Source organism: Hyphomonas atlantica corrig. (genome assembly GCF_000682715.1).
Taxonomy (GTDB): Bacteria; Pseudomonadota; Alphaproteobacteria; order Caulobacterales; family Hyphomonadaceae; genus Hyphomonas; species Hyphomonas atlantica.
This window is the reverse complement of the sequence record NZ_AWFH01000023.1, coordinates 169,436-186,266: the sequence shown is the minus strand read 5'-3', so window position 1 is coordinate 186,266 and position 16,831 is coordinate 169,436. Positions and strand designations below refer to the sequence as shown.

At 59.9% G+C, this 16,831-nt stretch carries 15 protein-coding genes and 1 tRNA gene; 12 read left to right on the top strand and 4 right to left on the bottom strand.

Translation table 11 applies throughout. The features are described 5' to 3' along the window. Positions 1–53: 53 nt before the first annotated feature. Entirely contained in the window at positions 54–1,793 is a 1,740-nt protein-coding gene (locus HY36_RS10855; RefSeq protein ID WP_081806152.1) for a glycoside hydrolase family 43 protein, read from the bottom strand. 119 nt (positions 1,794–1,912) lie between these two features. Between HY36_RS10855 and HY36_RS10850 the strand changes: the two genes are divergently transcribed. Then, entirely contained in the window at positions 1,913–3,037 is a 1,125-nt protein-coding gene (locus tag HY36_RS10850; protein ID WP_035552388.1) for an endo-1,4-beta-xylanase, read from the top strand. A gap of 137 nt (positions 3,038–3,174) precedes the next feature. Then, positions 3,175–4,227 carry a LacI family DNA-binding transcriptional regulator gene (locus tag HY36_RS10845; protein WP_035552385.1) on the top strand — a complete coding sequence of 351 codons (1,053 nt, stop codon included), beginning with the start codon at positions 3,175–3,177 and terminating at the stop codon, positions 4,225–4,227. Between the two features lie 5 nt (positions 4,228–4,232). On the opposite strand, the gene HY36_RS10840 is transcribed toward HY36_RS10845, so the two are convergent. Further along, the gene (locus HY36_RS10840) at positions 4,233–5,120 is read right to left on the bottom strand and encodes an aldose 1-epimerase (protein ID WP_051602711.1); all 888 of its coding nucleotides are present in this window, start codon (positions 5,118–5,120) and stop codon (positions 4,233–4,235) included. A gap of 213 nt (positions 5,121–5,333) precedes the next feature. Between HY36_RS10840 and xylB the strand changes: the two genes are divergently transcribed. The 4 genes from xylB to hisC all read left to right on the top strand — a co-directional run bounded on the left by xylB (position 5,334) and on the right by hisC (position 10,501). Continuing rightward, positions 5,334–6,779: a xylulokinase gene (gene xylB, locus HY36_RS10835; RefSeq protein WP_035552382.1), complete on the top strand. Its 1,446-nt coding sequence runs from the start codon at positions 5,334–5,336 to the stop codon at positions 6,777–6,779. 13 nt (positions 6,780–6,792) lie between these two features. After that, positions 6,793–8,139 carry a xylose isomerase gene (xylA, locus tag HY36_RS10830; RefSeq protein WP_051602710.1) on the top strand — a complete coding sequence of 449 codons (1,347 nt, stop codon included), beginning with the start codon at positions 6,793–6,795 and terminating at the stop codon, positions 8,137–8,139. Between the two features lie 174 nt (positions 8,140–8,313). Beyond that, a complete protein-coding gene (locus HY36_RS10825; RefSeq protein WP_051602709.1) occupies positions 8,314–9,357 on the top strand; it encodes a LacI family DNA-binding transcriptional regulator in 1,044 nt (347 codons plus the stop codon). A gap of 52 nt (positions 9,358–9,409) precedes the next feature. Continuing rightward, a complete protein-coding gene (gene hisC / locus HY36_RS10820) occupies positions 9,410–10,501 on the top strand; it encodes a histidinol-phosphate transaminase (protein WP_035552380.1) in 1,092 nt (363 codons plus the stop codon). Here hisC and panC read toward each other — a convergent pair. Further along, the gene (gene panC, locus HY36_RS10815; RefSeq protein WP_035552377.1) at positions 10,485–11,363 is read right to left on the bottom strand and encodes a pantoate--beta-alanine ligase; all 879 of its coding nucleotides are present in this window, start codon (positions 11,361–11,363) and stop codon (positions 10,485–10,487) included. The genes hisC and panC overlap by 17 nt on opposite strands. Positions 11,364–11,455: 92 nt before the next feature. Here panC and HY36_RS10810 point away from each other — a divergent pair, with 92 nt between their 5' ends. From HY36_RS10810 to tgt, 4 genes are all read left to right on the top strand, one after another. Further along, positions 11,456–11,902, top strand: coding sequence for a hypothetical protein (locus HY36_RS10810; protein ID WP_035552375.1), 447 nt, complete (start codon positions 11,456–11,458; stop codon positions 11,900–11,902). A gap of 40 nt (positions 11,903–11,942) precedes the next feature. Continuing rightward, on the top strand, positions 11,943–12,830 hold the full coding sequence (locus HY36_RS10805; protein ID WP_051602708.1) for a division plane positioning ATPase MipZ: 888 nt from the start codon (positions 11,943–11,945) through the stop codon (positions 12,828–12,830). Between the two features lie 94 nt (positions 12,831–12,924). Next, positions 12,925–13,917, top strand: a complete 993-nt coding sequence (locus HY36_RS10800; RefSeq protein ID WP_035552373.1) for an amidohydrolase family protein — start codon at positions 12,925–12,927, stop codon at positions 13,915–13,917. 42 nt (positions 13,918–13,959) lie between these two features. Then, the gene (gene tgt / locus HY36_RS10795) at positions 13,960–15,102 is read left to right on the top strand and encodes a tRNA guanosine(34) transglycosylase Tgt (protein ID WP_035552369.1); all 1,143 of its coding nucleotides are present in this window, start codon (positions 13,960–13,962) and stop codon (positions 15,100–15,102) included. Here tgt and HY36_RS17840 read toward each other — a convergent pair. Next, entirely contained in the window at positions 15,077–15,784 is a 708-nt protein-coding gene (locus HY36_RS17840; RefSeq protein WP_155841858.1) for a hypothetical protein, read from the bottom strand. The genes tgt and HY36_RS17840 overlap by 26 nt on opposite strands. A gap of 98 nt (positions 15,785–15,882) precedes the next feature. Between HY36_RS17840 and HY36_RS10785 the strand changes: the two genes are divergently transcribed. Both HY36_RS10785 and HY36_RS10780 read left to right on the top strand, forming a co-directional pair. Next, positions 15,883–15,958 (top strand) — tRNA-Lys (locus tag HY36_RS10785). Positions 15,959–16,137: 179 nt separating this feature from the next. Further along, entirely contained in the window at positions 16,138–16,539 is a 402-nt protein-coding gene (locus tag HY36_RS10780) for a hypothetical protein (RefSeq protein ID WP_035552367.1), read from the top strand. Positions 16,540–16,831 lie beyond the last annotated feature (292 nt).

Here is a 16,831-nt window from a genome sequence, read left to right as displayed (position 1 = left end):
GCTTTCCCACAAGGGAATATAAAGGCGGCCCCGTTCCGGGCCGCCTTTTTTGGTTAGTCGGACGATCCGTTTTGGGCGTAGACGCCGAACAGCGTGCCGACGAAGCCGCCCGCCTTGTCCGTGCTGAGGATGGTCCCATCCTGCTCCAGCGCAACGGATTGCCAATTGCCTTCCGCGCCGGATTGGTAGAAATCGAGTTCCGGCCCCCGCGCCACGATCTTGAGCTTCAGCGGCTCGCCATTGCCTGAGGCAGCGGGGACTTCTGCCACGACTTCGCCCGTCTCTGGCATGTCGTCCCCAAATCGCTTGCGCAGCCGCACCACAGGCGTGCCATCTGCGTCCACACTTGCGCCGAGCGTGTAATAGGCCGCATCATTCTGAAAAGCCGCGATACCAGCCTCCGCGCCGGGGGCGCGGGCGGTGAAGGAGACTTCGGTCACCGCCTCGGCATTGGTGTGCTGCTGGCGTCGTCCCAGAAAGTTCGGTTGTCCGGCCGTGCCAATCGGTTCCGCGTCCGGCGACAGGAAAAGATTTCCTCCGCCCAGTCGATACCATTGCTCAGAGGGCGTGCGCACCATCAGCCAGTGCATCGGCAGTGCCGCTTCATCAAACTCATCCGTGTAGGTGAAGTTTCCGGTCAGGGGCAGCGGGCCGGGCGATTGAGCGGGCAAGGCGGGGCGCTCTACCACATAAGACATCACTTCGCCGGGCTCGGTAATGCGTGGCGCGCCATTCTCCCAGGTAACCGGCATCAGGAAGGTTTCCCGCCCGGTATTGTATTCATTTCCTTGATAGGGGCGCGTCCCCAGAAAGACAGCCCACCAGTTTCCGTCATCATCCTGCGTGAAGTCCACATGTCCGACAGATGTGATCGGGTTCGGGCGATCTTCAGGCAGGTCGCGCTGCGTGAGAACAGGATTGTCCGGATGCGGTGTAAAGGGGCCCATAGGAGAGTCAGCCGTCAGGACGACCTGGGAATGCTGTGGTCCGGTGCCGCCCTCCGCCGCGCTGAGATAATAGGTGCCGTCCACCTTGTAGAGGTGCGGTCCTTCGATCCAGACGGGCTGTTGTGAGAGGTCCACGCCGCCATTTACCGCGACCACGGCCTCGCCAATCGGCTCGAAGGTTTCCGCGTCGACTTCACGAATCCAGATCGCGCGGTGGCCTTCATAGAGCGGTTCACCTTCCGGCGCATCATTGTTCAGAATGTAGACTTTGCCATCCTCATCAAAGAAGATCGACGGGTCGATCCCGCCGACATGGGGCAGCCATTGCGGATCAGACCAGGGGCCGGCCGGATCACTTGCGGTGACGATGAAATTGCCGCCGCAATCCACACATGTATTGATCACGTAGAACAAGCCATCGTGAAACTCGATCGTCGGGGCGAATACACCTCGGGATACGGTCAGCCCGGAAAAGTCCAGCATGTCTGGCCGATCAATCACATTTCCAATCTGCGTCCAGTTCACCAGATCCTGGCTGCGGAAAATCGGGATGCCCGGGAAATGCGTGAAGGAGGAGTTTACAAGGTAATACTCCGTGTCCACCTTAACGATGCTCGGGTCTGGATAATATCCGGCGAGGATCGGATTGCGGGCCTGATTCTCCTCAAGCGGCGCATCAAACACCGGATCGCTACCGGAGTAGGTGAAATAGGAAAAGCTCGCATCAGATGTTTCGGTGACGGTCTGCTGGGTGGGCGCATCCGGCGCGCCGCAGGCCGTCAGCATTGCCAAAGCTATGGCAAGCGCGCTGGCGGCGGCAGGGCGTGAAATGGGGCGGTCGGTCATCTGTTTGGGCTCCCTAATGCTCGTGTCCGGTCTGGACCCGGTTTCTGATCTGGCTATGATAGCGTTATCATAATTACGATGCCAAGGCCGAAAAGGTCGATGAGCCCAAGGGAGGAAACATGACTCGACTCACCAGACGCCACACGCTCGCCATGCTGGCATCCGCAGCCGGCACCGCCGCGTGCGCGACACCGGAAAGCGTGACATCTGCCCGTTCAGGGGAAACACCCCCGCTGAAAGACCTCGCGGCGGCAAAAGGCATTCGCTTCGGCACGTCCATGGATGCCCGCGAAGTCAATCAGGCTGAATACCTCGACATCGTCCTGCGCGATTGCGCGGTGATCGTGGCCGAGAATGAGCACAAGATGTATACCATCCAGCCAACCCCCGATGCGATGAATTGGGTGCCCGGCGATACACTTGTGAATTTCGCCAAGGCAAACGGGCTGGGCATGCGGGGGCACACGCTGATCTGGCAACATCCCGACTGGTTGCCGGATTGGGTCAATCAAAAGCAATTCGCCAGCGCCGCTGAGGCCGAAGCGCTGCTGGGCGGCTATATCGAACGCGTCGCCTCTCGCCATTCAGACTTCATCTATTCCTGGGATGTGGTGAACGAGACCATCGACCCGGAAACGGGGGATATTCGCGAAACCTCCTTCACGCGTGCGATGGGCGCGAATGTCCTGGACTTCGCCTTCCATTCCGCCCGCGCCTCGGCGCCGAATGCCACGCTGGCCTACAATGATTACATGAGCTGGGAACCGAGCCATGAAAAACATCGTTCCGGCGTGCTGCGTATCCTCGAACGGCTGAAGCGCAATGGCGCGCCAATTGATGCGCTCGGCATCCAAAGCCATTCCAATGATGCCCCGCCATCGGCGTTCACCGCCACCCAGCAGAAGATCTGGCGGGCCTTCGTGGAAGAGGCGATCGGCATGGGGCTCGATATCTATCTCACTGAATTCGACGTGAATGATTCCATGATGGTGCCCGGAATTGCCCAGAGGGATCGGGAAATCGCGGCCTTTACGCGCGACTATCTCGACATGATGTTCAGCTATGAGCAGACAAAGGATCTTCTCGTCTGGGGCATCGCTGACAATCACAGCTGGCTTCAGGGCTTCAAGCCCCGCGAAGACGGGATCGCGAAGCGTCCAACCCTGTATGATTCCGACTATCGCCCGAAACTCATGCACGATGCCGTTGCAGCGGCGCTGCGTGCGGCACCTGTTCGGGCCTAGGGTGCGACACGACTCGCCATCTGCCTGAATCGTCTTGTAAAAATTACAGAAACCGTTTGATGTTCATAGTTGAGAATATGCGCGATAATTGAGGAACAGCGGGTAGTGCGACCCGCTGAGGGAAGAGAATAAAAAGAATGGCCGAAAAAATTTCAAAGTCGGGACGCCGGCAACACGCAACCATCAAGGAAGTGGCGGAACTCGCCGGAGTGTCCCAGATGACCGTGTCGCGCGTCCTGAACCGGCGCGATGTTGTGCGGGAGGCCACCCGTGCACGCGTCGAAGAGGCAATTCGCGAGCTCAAATACCGGCCCAATTTGCTCGCGCGCAGTCTGGCAGGCGGCAACTCGCTATTCATCGGCATGATCTTCAACAATCCCAGCAATTCATATCTCAGCGAATTGCTGATCGGCGCAATGAACCGCTGCCGCGAGGCGGGGCACCATTTGGTGCTGGAAGATTTCTCCTCCTACAAAGAGCCTGAAGATGTCGACGAACTCGTCGGCCGGGTCAGCGGCGCCGGGCTGGACGGCATCCTCGTCGTACCCCCGCTCAGCGAAGATGACCTGCTCTTGTCCAAGCTGGATGAAGTTGGCATTCCCTGTGTCCTGATCGCGCCGCGCACACGGTCCGGGTCCGGCACCAGCCTGTCGATCGATGACGAGGCCGCTGCAAAGCAGATGACAGAATACCTGATTGAGCGAGGCCACAAGCGCATCGGATTCGTGATCGGTGCGGAAGACCAGATCTCGTCCCATCGCCGCTATAGCGGGTTCCAGATGGCGATGGCGGAGGCCGGGCTTGAGATCGACCCGGACCTCGTGCGCCGGGGTCGCTTTACCTATCGCAGTGGCATGGAAGCGGCCGACCGGATGCTCGATATGGCAGACGCACCAACGGCCATCTTTGCGAGCAATGATGACATGGCGGCAGGTGTGATCGCTTCCGCTTTCCGGCATGGCAAACGTGTGCCCGAAGACATTTCCGTTGTCGGCTACGATGACACACCGATTGCCAGCGCGATCTGGCCACAGCTCACAACCGTGCGCCAGCCGATTGCCGAAATGGGCTATCAGTCAGTGGACCTGCTCGCCTCATTCATTGGGGACGAGGATCAGGCAGGCAAGGACCTGCACCCGGTTCTGGATGTCGCAATCATCGAACGCGATTCCGTCAAGCGCGTCAGCTAGCGCAGTCAGACAGCTCTGATTTTAAGCGATATTTTTGCAGAAAGTGTCTCGCCTGGAGACAGGGTTCTCAGGCCGGTGACGTCTGCCGAATGCCGGCTGTTCACCGCGTCGGGCGCATGGCTGACCGGCTCAACGCAGAAGAAATCCTGCCCCGGCGGCGCGTAAACGACGACATGACCCAGCGCGGGGTCAGATGCCATATCAACGCGCAGGCGGCGGCCTGGCCACTCCATTTCCGCGCTCGGTGTCGCTACTGTGTAGGCATTGTCGAGATCAAGCTGGTCGACCACGCGCCAGTCCGTCAGGTCTTCTGCCGGGGTTGGCCGGGTCAGCTGATCCGGGATCATGCCGGTCTCTGCTTTCCAGATGCGATCCACGGCCACCTTCACGCGCGCGTCCTGGCGCGGAAAATAGGGATGCCAGCCGAATCCTGCGGGCATCAACTCGTCTGACTTGTTGGTGAGGGACAGGGTCAGTTCCAGCCCGTCTTCCAGCAGTTGAAAGTCCTGTTCGGCACGATAGCGCCAGGGCCAGTCGCCGCGCTCATACTCGAACACGAGGCGCGCGCGCGCCTCATCACTGTCTGCCACCCGCCACGCGCTCAGCCAGGCTTGGCCATGAATGGCGTGCGTCTCGGGCAGGAAGTTCGGCTGCAGCGCCACACGGCGGTCCTGCCATGTGAAGTGCCCATCCGAGATTCGGCCTGAAAACGGGAAGAGGGGGAAGCCAGCGGTCTCAAGCGGGCTTCGCTCTGCATCCGGGGACAGGGGGCGCAACACGTCCTCTCCATTGTGCCTCAGCGCACCCACACTGCCGCCAAGGCCGGGCAGGAGCGTCAAAGTCAGGGGTCCATTTTCAAGTAAAAGCTGCGCCAGCGCAGGGGAATCAGCCACTGCGGGTCTCCCATATTGTTCTGTTTGCCGCTAAAAAGCATGAGAACGCTAACATGAAAAGGCGCATCGGCTGCTCTATTGGAGTGGGATGCGACAGAATTGCGAGTTTTTCCGAATTGATCTTGCGCTCTTGAGGTGGCAGATATGGAATGATAGCGTTATCATTTACGAGCGGTCGCGTTCAGATCGACTGCCAGGGAGGACTTTGGAAACGTGTTTCTAGGGATTGATATTGGCACATCCAGCGTCAAGGCGGCGTTGATCGATGAGGCGGGCCGGCAGATCGAAGTCAGCCAGGCAGACCTGCCGATCTCGCGTCCGAAGCCTCTATGGTCTGAGCAAAACCCGTCCGACTGGTGGACGGCCACGAACATGGCCGTTGCCAAGCTGGACGTGAACCGTCGCCACAAGGTGAAAGCCATCGGCCTGTCAGGTCAGATGCATGGCGCGACGTTGCTCGACAAATCCCTTGCGCCAATCCGTCCGGCCATTCTCTGGAATGATGGGCGCAGCTTTGATGAGTGCCGCGAATTGCAAGAAAACACGCCTGCCTTTGTCGAGAAGGGTGGCAATCTCGTCATGCCGGGGTTCACTGCGCCGAAGCTCGAATGGGTTCGCCGTCATGAGCCTGAGGCCTTCGAAAAAGTCGCAAAAGTCCTGCTGCCGAAAGATTACGTCCGCTTGCGGATGACAGGAGAGCTTGCATCCGACATGTCGGATTCGTCCGGAACACTCTGGATGGATGTGGCGGAGCGGACATGGTCTGAAGAATTGCTCGCCGCGTGCGGCCTGACCGTCGACCAGATGCCAAAACTCTATGAAGGCCACGAAGTGACTGGCATCCTGCGCCAGGAGGCGGCTGAGGCATGGGGCATGGATCGCGTCCCGGTCGTCGCCGGGGGCGGGGACAATGCCGCCGGTGCGGCGGGCGTCGGCGTGATTGACGAGGGTGAGGCGCTGCTCTCGCTCGGCACATCCGGTGTCATCTTCGTTGCAGGCAACACATTCCGTTCCAACCCTCAGTCTGCGGCGCATGCCTTCTGTCATGCCCTGCCGGAGCGTTGGCACCTCATGTCGGTCATGTTGAGCGCCGCAAGCTGTCTCGACTGGGCCGTCAAACTGACCGGGACATCCGATGCGGGTGAACTTGTGCGCCTTGCGCAGACAGAGGCGGGCCTGACCGGGCCTGAATTCTTCCTCCCCTATCTGTCTGGCGAACGCACACCTCACAATAATCCTCACGCGTCGGGTGTCCTGTTTGGTCTTACCCATGATTCCGGGTCCGCACAGATCGGGCAGGCCGTGCTGGAGGGCGTTGCCTTCGGCATGGCAGATGGCTTCCGGGCATTGGTCGAGTCCGGCGTTGATGTGCATTCCATTTCCGTCATCGGCGGCGGGGCGCAGTCCACCTATTGGGGACGCATCCTGTCAGCCGTTCTGGATCGTCCGATGGTTTACCGCGATGGCGCGGCGACCGGACCGGCCTACGGCGCGGCGAGACTGGCCCGTTATTCGGTGCTGGGCGGATCGATCGAAGAAATGTTTGAAGCGCCCGAAGTGCTGCAAATCGTCGAGCCGAAGGAAGCAGACATCCACAAGCTCGCCCCGAAATATGAGAAATTCGGTACTTTGTACCGTACCCTGAAAGATACCTTCTAAGGAGATATGACCAATGGCTGACGGACAGATCAAAGTGGACGGTGACCCCGTATTCAAGGGCATTGACCCGATCAAGTTTGAAGGACCAGACAGCGACAATCCGCTGGCCTACCGCTATTACAACAAGGACCAGATGGTCATGGGCAAGCGGATGGAAGACCATCTGCGCATGGCGGTTTGCTACTGGCACACCTTCTGCTGGGACGGCTTTGATGTCTTCGGCGGCGGCACGTTCAATCGCCCCTGGCATGGCGCCGCGAATGACCGCGCCGCAGCCGATGCGAAGATGGCCGCAGCCTTTGAATTCTTCAGCAAGCTGGGCCTGCCTTACTACTGCTTCCACGATGTCGACGTCACGGAAGAGTCAGCGACGCCGAACGAGCTGTCGAACAATTTCAAGCGCCAGGCCGATCGCCTTGCGGCCTATCAGGAAGCCACCGGCGTCAAGCTGCTCTGGGGCACCGCAAACCTGTTCAGCAATCCTCGCTTCGGGGCCGGCGGCCTGACCAATCCAAACCCGGAAGTCGCGGCCTGCGCCGTGCGTCAGGTGCGTGACTGTCTGGAAGTGACTGAAGCGCTTGGCGGTGAGAACTATGTGCTCTGGGGTGGCCGTGAAGGTTATGACACGCTCCTGAACACAGACCTCGACCGTGAGCTGAGCAATTTCGGCCGCTTCCTGGCGATGGTTGTGGACCACAAGCACAAGATCGGTTTCCAGGGCAAGATCCTGATCGAGCCGAAACCGCACGAGCCAATGTACCATCAGTATGATTTCGACTCGGCAACCGTGTACGGATTCCTCAAGCGGTTCGGTCTTGAGAACGAGGTCCATGTGAACATCGAGCCAAACCACGCCACACTCGCAGGCCACAGCTTCGCGCACGAAATCGCGACAGCGGTGTCACTCGGCATCATGGGCTCGATCGACATCAATTGCGGCAACTACCAGAATGGCTGGGATACGGACCAGTTCAATCTGGACGTTCGTGACATCACGCTGGCACTGATCGAATTGCTGCCGTCGGGTGGCCTCGACACAGGTGGCTTCAACTTCGACGCCAAGGTACGTCGCCAGTCGAGCGAAGTGGAAGACCTGTTCCACGCACATGTCGGCGGCGTGGACGCGCTTGCGCGGGCGCTGCTCTCCGCGGCGGACATTCTGGAGAAGGGCGAACTCGCCAAGCTCAAATCCGAGCGCTATGCCGGTTGGGAGAATTCCGACCTCGGCAAGCTCATGCTGTCGGAAGGCGCCAGCCTCGAAAGCATTGCCAACAAGGCAGCCGAATCGGGCCTCAACCCGTCTCATACGAGCGGCCGCCAGGAAATGCTCGAAAACCTGGTGAACCGCAGCCTGAAATAGTCAGGACAGTACCGGGCCTTGCCAGCGGGGTGCCCCGATTGGCAAGGCCTTGTCACTGCAGGGACAAAAACGCTAGATTTGGCCACCATGCCTTCATGAGTGGTCGGATCGGCCTGCGGCTGTCGCAGGCAGTGAGACCGTTTGGCTCCTGAAGGCTCCACCCAAGGAGCCGCAATGACTGACGGACTGAAAACACAACGGGCCACCGGCAATGTCCGGCCCGCCACAATCATCGACGTGGCGCGCGAGGCCGGGGTGTCTTTCAAGACGGTCAGCCGGGTGCTCAACGGCGAAACCAATGTTCGCGAAGAAACACGCGTCAAAGTACTCGAAGCGGTCAAGACGCTCAACTATCGCACCAATCACAATGCCCGGAATTTACGCGCGCGCCACAGCCAGATCATCTGCCTGTTCTACGCAAACCCCTCCCGCAACTATATCGGCGAAGTTCAGCTCGGCGCGCTCCAGCGCTGCCAGGCCTATGGCTACAGCCTCATCACGGAAGATTGCAGCGACAATCATGCTTCGCTTCTTGCCTTGCGCGCAGAAACCAAGCTGGCCGGCGCCATTCTCACGCCGCCACTTTCGGATGACGACAAGCTGATCTCGGAATTACAGGACCGGGGCATTCCCTTCGTCCGCATCGCGCCCGCTGAAGATGTCGAGCATGGGCAGGACGTCGCCATAGATGACGCCGCCGCCGCGCGTGAGATGACGAACTACCTCATCAAGCTCGGCCATCGCCGCATCGGCTTCATCAAGGGCGCAGACACACACGCCCAGGCGCGTCGGCGTTTTGCCGGATATTGCCAGGCGCTCGCTGAGGCGGGAATCATCAAGGTGCCCGACCTGATCCAGGATGGCGACTTCACCTTCGATTCCGGTGTGCTCGCCGCTGAGAAAATGCTCGGGCAGGACCGTCGACCCACGGCGATCTTCGCCAGCAATGACGACATGGCGGCTGGCGTCCTTGCCGTTGCTTATCGCAAGCAGATCAACGTTCCGCGACAGCTTTCCGTGGTTGGGTTCGACGACACGCCGCTGGCCACCACGATCAGCCCGTCGCTGACGACGATCTACCAGCCAAGCCGTGAACTCGCCGCAGAGGCTGTCAGCATGTTGCTGGAAGAGGCGTCTCCAAACGGCGACACTCCGCGACACAAGCTGCTCGATTATCGACTGATGTTACGCGAATCGACCGCAGCGCCAAAGGACTGACGCGCAAATCGCGAGTTCCCCAGACTGCCGCTTTCGTGTAAGTCGCGCGGCGATGACCCAGATCAAGCCTCTCCCGCATATCGCCCAGACCAAGCCCTATGTGCCCGGTGGCAAACTCGCCGGCGCCACAGGCCCCGTGATCATGCTTGCTTCGAACGAGAACCCGTTCGGGCCGAGCCCCAAGGCTATCGAGGCCATGAAAGCCGTAGCAGGCGATGTGCATGTCTATCCCGATCCTGAATACCGCGCCTTGCGGGAAACGATCGCAGAGGCAGCAGGAATCGCAGATGCGAGCCGTGTGGTGGTCTCCGCGGGGTCCGATGAGATCATCCACCTTCTGACGCAAAGCTATGCCGGGCCGGGCGACGAAATCCTGTTCACCGAGCACGCCTTTTCCATGTACCGCGTTTCTGCGCTTTCGCATGGCGCAACGCCTGTGACGGTGCCAGAGACAGATTTGACCGCAGGCGTGAATGCCATTCTCGGCGCGGTGTCTGAGCGGACAAAGATCCTGTTCCTCGCGAACCCGAACAACCCAACGGGCACCATGATGCCCGTCGAGGCGTTGAAGCAGTTGCAAGACGCGCTCCCGCCGCACGTGCTGTTCGTGGTCGATGGGGCCTACGCCGAATATGTCGGACCGGATTATGAGGCGCAGATTCGCGACCTCGTGGACCGCAAGGCCAACACCGTGATGATGCGCACTTTCTCAAAGATCCACGGCCTTGCCGCGCTGCGTTTGGGCTGGGCCTACATGCCGGAAGAAATCGCGGCGACTTACCAGCGTATCCGCGGCCCCTTCAATGTGAACGGCCTCGCCGTCGCTGCCGGCATGGCGAGCATTCGCGACGCTGACTTCCTGACAAAAAGCCGGGATCACAATTCTGAATGGCGCACCCGCATGACGGAGGCGCTGAATGCAATGGGGCTTCCCACGCCGCAAAGTGATGCGAATTTCATCCTGCCGGATTTCGGCACGGCCGAGCGCGCGAGTGGGGCCAATGATTTCCTCAAGGCGCGCAGCATTCTGGTGCGTGCGGTCGGCGGCTACGGTCTGCCGTCACGTCTGCGCATTACGGTTGGCTCAGCTGAGGACAATCAGGCCGTTCTGGCCGCCTTGTCGGATTTCACCGCGTCACACTGATATTGTCGATCAGACGCGTCTTGCCGAGCCAGGCTGCGCCGAGCAGGCGAGCAACCGTTCCGTGGGGCAGGGGCGCGTCTGGCAGGTCTTCCAATGAAGCGGGATCGACCAGGCTGACATAGTTCATCTCACGAAAGCCTGACGCCATGATCAGGTCGCGGGCCTCCTGAAGCACGTCAGACGGCATCGCGCCGATGGACAGGCGCATGGCTGCGCGGTGAAGCGCGGCCTGCATCGCTCCGGCTGCGCGGCGCTCTTCCGGCGACAGGTAGAGATTGCGCGACGACTGGGCCAGGCCATCGGCGTCGCGCGTCGTTTCCCCGCCAAGAACCTCAATGGGAAAGCCAAGGTCCTTCACCATGCGGCGGATGATCTGGAGTTGCTGGTAATCCTTTTCGCCGAACACGGCGACATCCGGCTGAACATGCAGGAACAGGCGCGCCACGACCGTGGCCACACCATAGAAGAAGTGGGGGCGGTAAATGCCATCCAGCAGATCCGACATTTGCTCGACACGCACATTGGTGCGCGTGCCCTCCGGATACATTTCCTCGACTGTAGGCAGATAGACCAGGTCGCAGCCAGCCGAATCGAGTTTTGCCCGATCTGCCGATTCGTCCCGGGGATAAGTGTCGAAATCCTCGCCCGGTGCGAACTGTGTGGGGTTCACGAAGATGCTGGCGATGGTTTTCGTGGCATGTCGGCCGGCTTTTTCCACAAGAGAAAGATGTCCGCCATGCAGGGCGCCCATCGTCGGAACAAATCCAATAGTTTCACCGGCTTGGCGCCATGCCCGAACCTGTTGTTGCAATTCGGCGCGCGAGCGAACGGCTGCCGTTAACTTACCTGTCGTCGAATTCACTATGAAAACTTCCCGTCTGAGGATTGTTTAAAACACTCTGCCAGAGGATTTCGTAAACGCGTTGTTAACCCATTCGGAGGAATTTCTAACTCATGACACATCGCATTCTCGCTCCGCTTAAAACCTTCGCGCTTTCTATCGGTCTCCGACTGGCTGCAGGCAAGTCCAGGGAAGCTGTAACGGCCATGCCAGAGCCGATTACAGAGTATCTGAACCCGTCGGTCGACGAGTGGATGTTTGACCGCGATGGCAGCCCGGTCACCGAATCTGCCGAGCTGTATTCCCGTGATTTGGGCCGTGTTTCCACCACACTCTCCAGCCTCCGTGGCCTGTTGACCGACATTGCGGCGCACGCCCCCGTCAGCGCTGAGCTGCCGATGCAGGCTGCGTTCGGTCCGATCATGTCTGACGATGTTCTCTTCGATGGCGAGCCGATGGCTGCACATTACGGCGAAGCGCCGCTGGAAGATGCCGACCTGTTCATGGATGTGATCAGCAGAGGCAAGCCGGCCAGCGCCGAGATGTCCCACGTCGCCTGAACCCTGAATTGCTGAAATACCCCTGAAGGAGTCGCCCGTAATGCCCGCTGATGGATTCGCACCGCTCGAAACGGTAAGCGGCCCGGACCTGTCAGCGCAGCAGCGCGAGGCCCGTGTCATTGTCGTGGGCAATGAAAAGGGCGGTGCAGGCAAGTCCACGGTGTCAATGCATTTGTCGGTCGCTTTGATGCGGATGGGCAAGAAAGTCGGCGTCATCGACCTCGACGTGCGCCAGCGCAGCCTGACGCGTTATCTCGAAAACCGCCTGCGCTGGATGCAGTCCACCGGTGCGAAGCTTCCAATGCCGGAAATCGTGCGTGTGGATGCCTCGACAGAGCGCGATCTCGACAAGGCGGAGTCCGAAGAAACCCAACGCTTCCTCAGCAGTGTAGCGCGCCTGAAAAAGGCGTGTGACTTCATCATCATCGATGGTCCGGGAGGCGACACCTATCTGTCCCGACTGGCGCATGTGAATGCAGACACGCTGATCACGCCGCTGAATGACAGCTTTGTGGATTTTGACCTGCTGGGCGATGTGAACCCGCAGACGCTGGAAGTTCTGCGTCCGAGTTTCTACTCCGAAATGGTCTGGTCCTGCCGCAAGAAGAAGGCGCAGACCTCGCGTCGTCCGATTGACTGGATCGTGATGCGCAACCGCATGTCACCGCTGGCTGCACGCAACAAGGAACGCGTCGGTGAGGCGCTGACGAATCTTTCGAAGCGGATCGGTTTCCGCCTCGCGCCCGGCCTGTCAGAGCGTGTGATCTACCGCGAACTCTTCCCGGCCGGCCTGACCCTGCTGGACCTGACAGAGAAGGGCTCCAACGTATCCTTCACGATGAGCCATGTCGCAGCGCGTCAGGAAATGCGCGACCTGCTGATCATCCTGCAATTGCCGGAACTGGTCGGGGCAGAAATCGAGTTCTGATCTCCGGACACAACAGATTTTGCGATTGGCCAGCCTTCGGGCTGGCCTTTCACGTTTCTGGGCCGCACACTCCTGCAAAAACAGGAGGACGCAGATGGTATTCAACAATAGCGACTGGCTGGCACAGGTTCAGGAAGACATCATCGACCCTGACCGCGAAATCGTCGATCCGCATCATCATCTCTGGCCCCAGGCCGATATGCACTACAACGTGCCGGAATTCCTGAGCGACCTGACCAGTGGGCATAAGATTGTGCAGACCGTTTTCATGGAATGCGGCGCGGCGTACCGCGAAGACGGGCCAGACCATCTGAAACCCGTCGGTGAAACAGAATTCATCGTTGCGGCGGCGGAGCAGATGAAGACGAAAGGCGGACCCTATATCGCGGGCATAGTTGGCCATGCTGACCTGCGCAGTTCGCATCTGGAAGAGGTGCTGCAGGCCCACATGGAGGCCGCCAAGGGGCTCTTCCGCGGTATTCGCCACGCTGGCTCGCGCGACACGAGCGGCGCGACGTTGCGCATTCCCGGCCGGGCGCCGGAACGCCTTTATGCGGATGATGATTTCCGCCGCGGAGTTCAGCTGCTGGGGGAGCATGGCCTGTCCTATGACACCTGGCACTATCACCACCAAAACCGCGATTACCTCGATCTTGTGAAGGCGGTTCCGAACACGACGATGGTGCTCGACCATTTCGGCACGCCCATCGGAATCGGACCCTATGCCGACAAGCGCGAGGAAATTTTCGAACAATGGCAGGACGATATGGCCGACCTTGCGCATTGCCCGAACGTGGTCGCCAAGCTGGGCGGTCTCGCCATGCCCGACAATGGCTGGGGTTGGCACGAGCGGGAGACGCCGCCGACCTCGGACGAGTTCGTGGAGGCGCAGGCGCGCTATTATGATCACATGATCGATTGCTTCGGCGCGGCGCGATGCATGTTCGAGAGCAATTTCCCGGTCGACCGCTGGTCGCTCAGCTATTCAGTCTTGTGGAACGGGCTGAAGAAGATTGCCGCAAAATATTCGGAAGTGGAGCAGCGCGCCCTGTTCAGCGAAACCGCCCGACGCATCTATCGGCTGTAGGCGCGTCTAGGCAGGCCGCACCAGAGCGCCTATAGCGCCGATATGGCAGTTTTTCCTTTCGAAATCTCCGCCACTGAGGGCAAGGCCCGGACTGGCGTTCTGAAAACACCGCGCGGCGACATTCGCACGCCGGCCTTCATGCCTGTCGGCACAGCCGGCACGGTGAAGGCGCTCTACATGGATCAGGTGAAGGATGCCGGGGCGGATATCATCCTCGGCAACACCTATCACCTGATGCTGCGACCGGGCGCTGAGCGCGTGCAGCGTCTTGGTGGCTTGCATGCTTTTGCGCACTGGAATGGTCCGATGCTGACCGATAGTGGCGGCTTTCAGGTCTGGTCGCTGGCGCAGCTGCGCAAGATGGATCCGGATGGGGTGACCTTCCAGAGCCATATTGATGGCTCCACTCATCGGCTGACGCCCGCGCGCAGCATCGAGATTCAGGCGGACCTGCTTGGTGCCGATATCTCCATGCAGCTGGATGAATGCACAGATTATCCCTGTACCCATGAAGAGGCCGAGCGCAGTCTCGATTTGTCGCTGGACTGGGGCCAGCGTTCGTTGGATGCCTTCGGTGACCGCGACGCGCAGACCCTTTTTGGAATTATTCAGGGGTCGAACTATGCAGACCTCCGGGAGAAATCCGCCAAGGGGGTCGTCTCGCAAGGTTTTGGTGGTCTCGCGCTTGGCGGTCTTGCCGTAGGAGAGGGGCATGATCAGATGTGCGCCACGATCGACATGACGGTCCCGCATCTGCCGGATCATCTACCGCGTTATGTGATGGGCGTCGGAAAGCCGATTGACCTGGTCGAGAGCGTTGCGCGCGGGATCGACATGTTTGACTGCGTGTTGCCGACCCGGTCAGGGCGTCATGGTCAGGCCTGGACCTGGGATGGGCCGGTGAACGTGAAGAATGCGCGTTTTGCCGAAGACGTGTCTCCGCTGGATGAGGCTGTGAACTGCCCGGCGAGCCAGGACTATTCCCGCGCTTACTATCACCACCTGTTCAAGGCCGGCGAGTATCTCGGGCCGATGCTGCTAAGCTGGCACAATACCGCGTTCTTTCAGGCGTTGATGCAGGAAATCCGCGCCTCCATCGCCGAAGGGCGGTTTGAGGCGCTGCGCACGCGTTTGCAGACAGCCTGGGCGTCGACGAAATCTAGTCCGAAGGATGAACGGGCGTAAGATTGTCCAGCTGCTTCTGCTGGTAGGCATCATAGGCGGCGGGCTCGTTCGGAGCAGTGGGGGTATCCCCCTTATAGGTAACCGCTGTGGGGTCCCGCTTTGCAGTAAAGTCCGGCCGGGCGGGCAGGGGGCAATCCTTGGCCAGTCCCATTCCTTTCAGGTAGGCGCGCTGCTGAGCGCCGATCTTGAAGGCGGTGTTGTATTTCTTCTCATAGCTTTCCGCGCCGGTGGCCTTGCGCACGATGCCGCGGAACGGGATCAGACCACGCGCCTCTGACGCAATCGCGCCCAGCGTGGCGTCTGACGCAGAATCAGCAAGTTTCTCGGTGCGCAGCCGCTCGTCAGGAACAGGCGTATCCCAGTCAGGGCCAAGCACCGCGTCGAGTGCCGCAATCTGCGCCGTGATCTGTTCGCAGGTCATTTCCTGCGGCAGCTTGTAGGGGCTTTCGACGCCTTTCAGGATTTCCGGAATAGGCTGGCGGCGCAGATTCAGATCTTCCAGCGGAGACAGGGCCGCATCGCCAAGGCCGTCACGTGTCTGGGTGTAGGCGCTGCCGGCAGCGTCTCCGACATTTTCCGTCAGATTGCCATCCGAATCGGTCTTCTGCTGAACAGGTGCAGGTTGGCTGGCGCAGGCGCCAACCAGAAGAATCACAGGAATTAGGGGCCATATACGTCTCATCTGGCGAGGGTGATGCGAAAATTGTGGCGACTTCAAGCCATAGGGTGCAAGAGGCGGTTGACCCGACCGTTCTGGTCGCCTAAATCGCGCGTTCCGGCGTGCCCTTAGCTCAGTCGGTAGAGCAACTGACTTTTAATCAGTAGGTCACAGGTTCGACCCCTGTAGGGCACACCATTCTTTCCTTCCGTTGACGCGTGGCGGCAAAAAACCGATCGAGGATCGATTTCCGGATCGGAATGCCTGACGCCCCAGCGAAGACTTTTTTCCAATTACGACCATTTAACAACCCGACCGTTAGAACCGTCGGAACATCCATGCTGTTCGGCCCGTTGGTTCTCTGAAAGGAGACCATCATGAGCAAGTACGAGACAGATATTGATCCCCAGCGCCGAAACGATTTGAGCCAACAGCGCGGAGAGGGCGAGACGCCCGGACGCGATGACACCAACCAGGCAGGCTTTCGCGAAACCGCTGACCAGCCCCGAGACGGCGAACATGGCTTCCTGAGAGATGACGGACAGAAAGATCGCCCGGACGCACCCGGCACGGCAGCAGAGCGTGCCCAACGTCTCGACGAAGGCAACAATCCGGTCCTGATGCCGCGCGATGGTCGCCACCCCAATGCCCCGGGGACGCTGAATGCGGACACCGGCGCAGAGGCGACCAAGGCTGGCGCCAAGACGCCCGCGCCGGATACGCAGGAGCTGGAAGACGCTTATTCACAGAATGATCCTGGCGTCGAAACCAAGCAATAGTGCAGCATGAAAAGCCGGACCGGGTAATTGCCCGTCCGGTTTCTGCCTGATCGGTCCTTGGCGGATGGAGCGAAGCTCCGTTGGCTGGGGCCGTTTTGGTATGTTGGATGGAATTGGGTGGCCCCGTGTGCACGCGGGAGCGCTGTCCATCCGCCGGGAGCCTTGAAGACGAGCCAGATTTCGTCTTGTGGGGCTCCGGACCTTTTAATGATCGGCGCAATCGCCAGAAAAGCCGACCAAGCTCATGATAGCTCCGGGGCGCACGCGCCGGATTGGGGCGGCAGGGCACATT

Coding starts and splice junctions, on each gene's coding strand:
- HY36_RS10805 (WP_051602708.1), top strand. CDS start 11,943: ATGCCCGCTGATGGATTCGCACCGCTCGAAACGGTAAGCGGCCCGGAC.
- HY36_RS17840 (WP_155841858.1), bottom strand. CDS start 15,784: ATGAGACGTATATGGCCCCTAATTCCTGTGATTCTTCTGGTTGGCGCC.
- tgt (WP_035552369.1), top strand. CDS start 13,960: ATGGCAGTTTTTCCTTTCGAAATCTCCGCCACTGAGGGCAAGGCCCGG.
- HY36_RS10780 (WP_035552367.1), top strand. CDS start 16,138: ATGAGCAAGTACGAGACAGATATTGATCCCCAGCGCCGAAACGATTTG.
- HY36_RS10850 (WP_035552388.1), top strand. CDS start 1,913: ATGACTCGACTCACCAGACGCCACACGCTCGCCATGCTGGCATCCGCA.
- HY36_RS10845 (WP_035552385.1), top strand. CDS start 3,175: ATGGCCGAAAAAATTTCAAAGTCGGGACGCCGGCAACACGCAACCATC.
- HY36_RS10855 (WP_081806152.1), bottom strand. CDS start 1,793: ATGACCGACCGCCCCATTTCACGCCCTGCCGCCGCCAGCGCGCTTGCC.
- hisC (WP_035552380.1), top strand. CDS start 9,410: ATGACCCAGATCAAGCCTCTCCCGCATATCGCCCAGACCAAGCCCTAT.
- xylA (WP_051602710.1), top strand. CDS start 6,793: ATGGCTGACGGACAGATCAAAGTGGACGGTGACCCCGTATTCAAGGGC.
- HY36_RS10810 (WP_035552375.1), top strand. CDS start 11,456: ATGACACATCGCATTCTCGCTCCGCTTAAAACCTTCGCGCTTTCTATC.
- HY36_RS10800 (WP_035552373.1), top strand. CDS start 12,925: ATGGTATTCAACAATAGCGACTGGCTGGCACAGGTTCAGGAAGACATC.
- HY36_RS10825 (WP_051602709.1), top strand. CDS start 8,314: ATGACTGACGGACTGAAAACACAACGGGCCACCGGCAATGTCCGGCCC.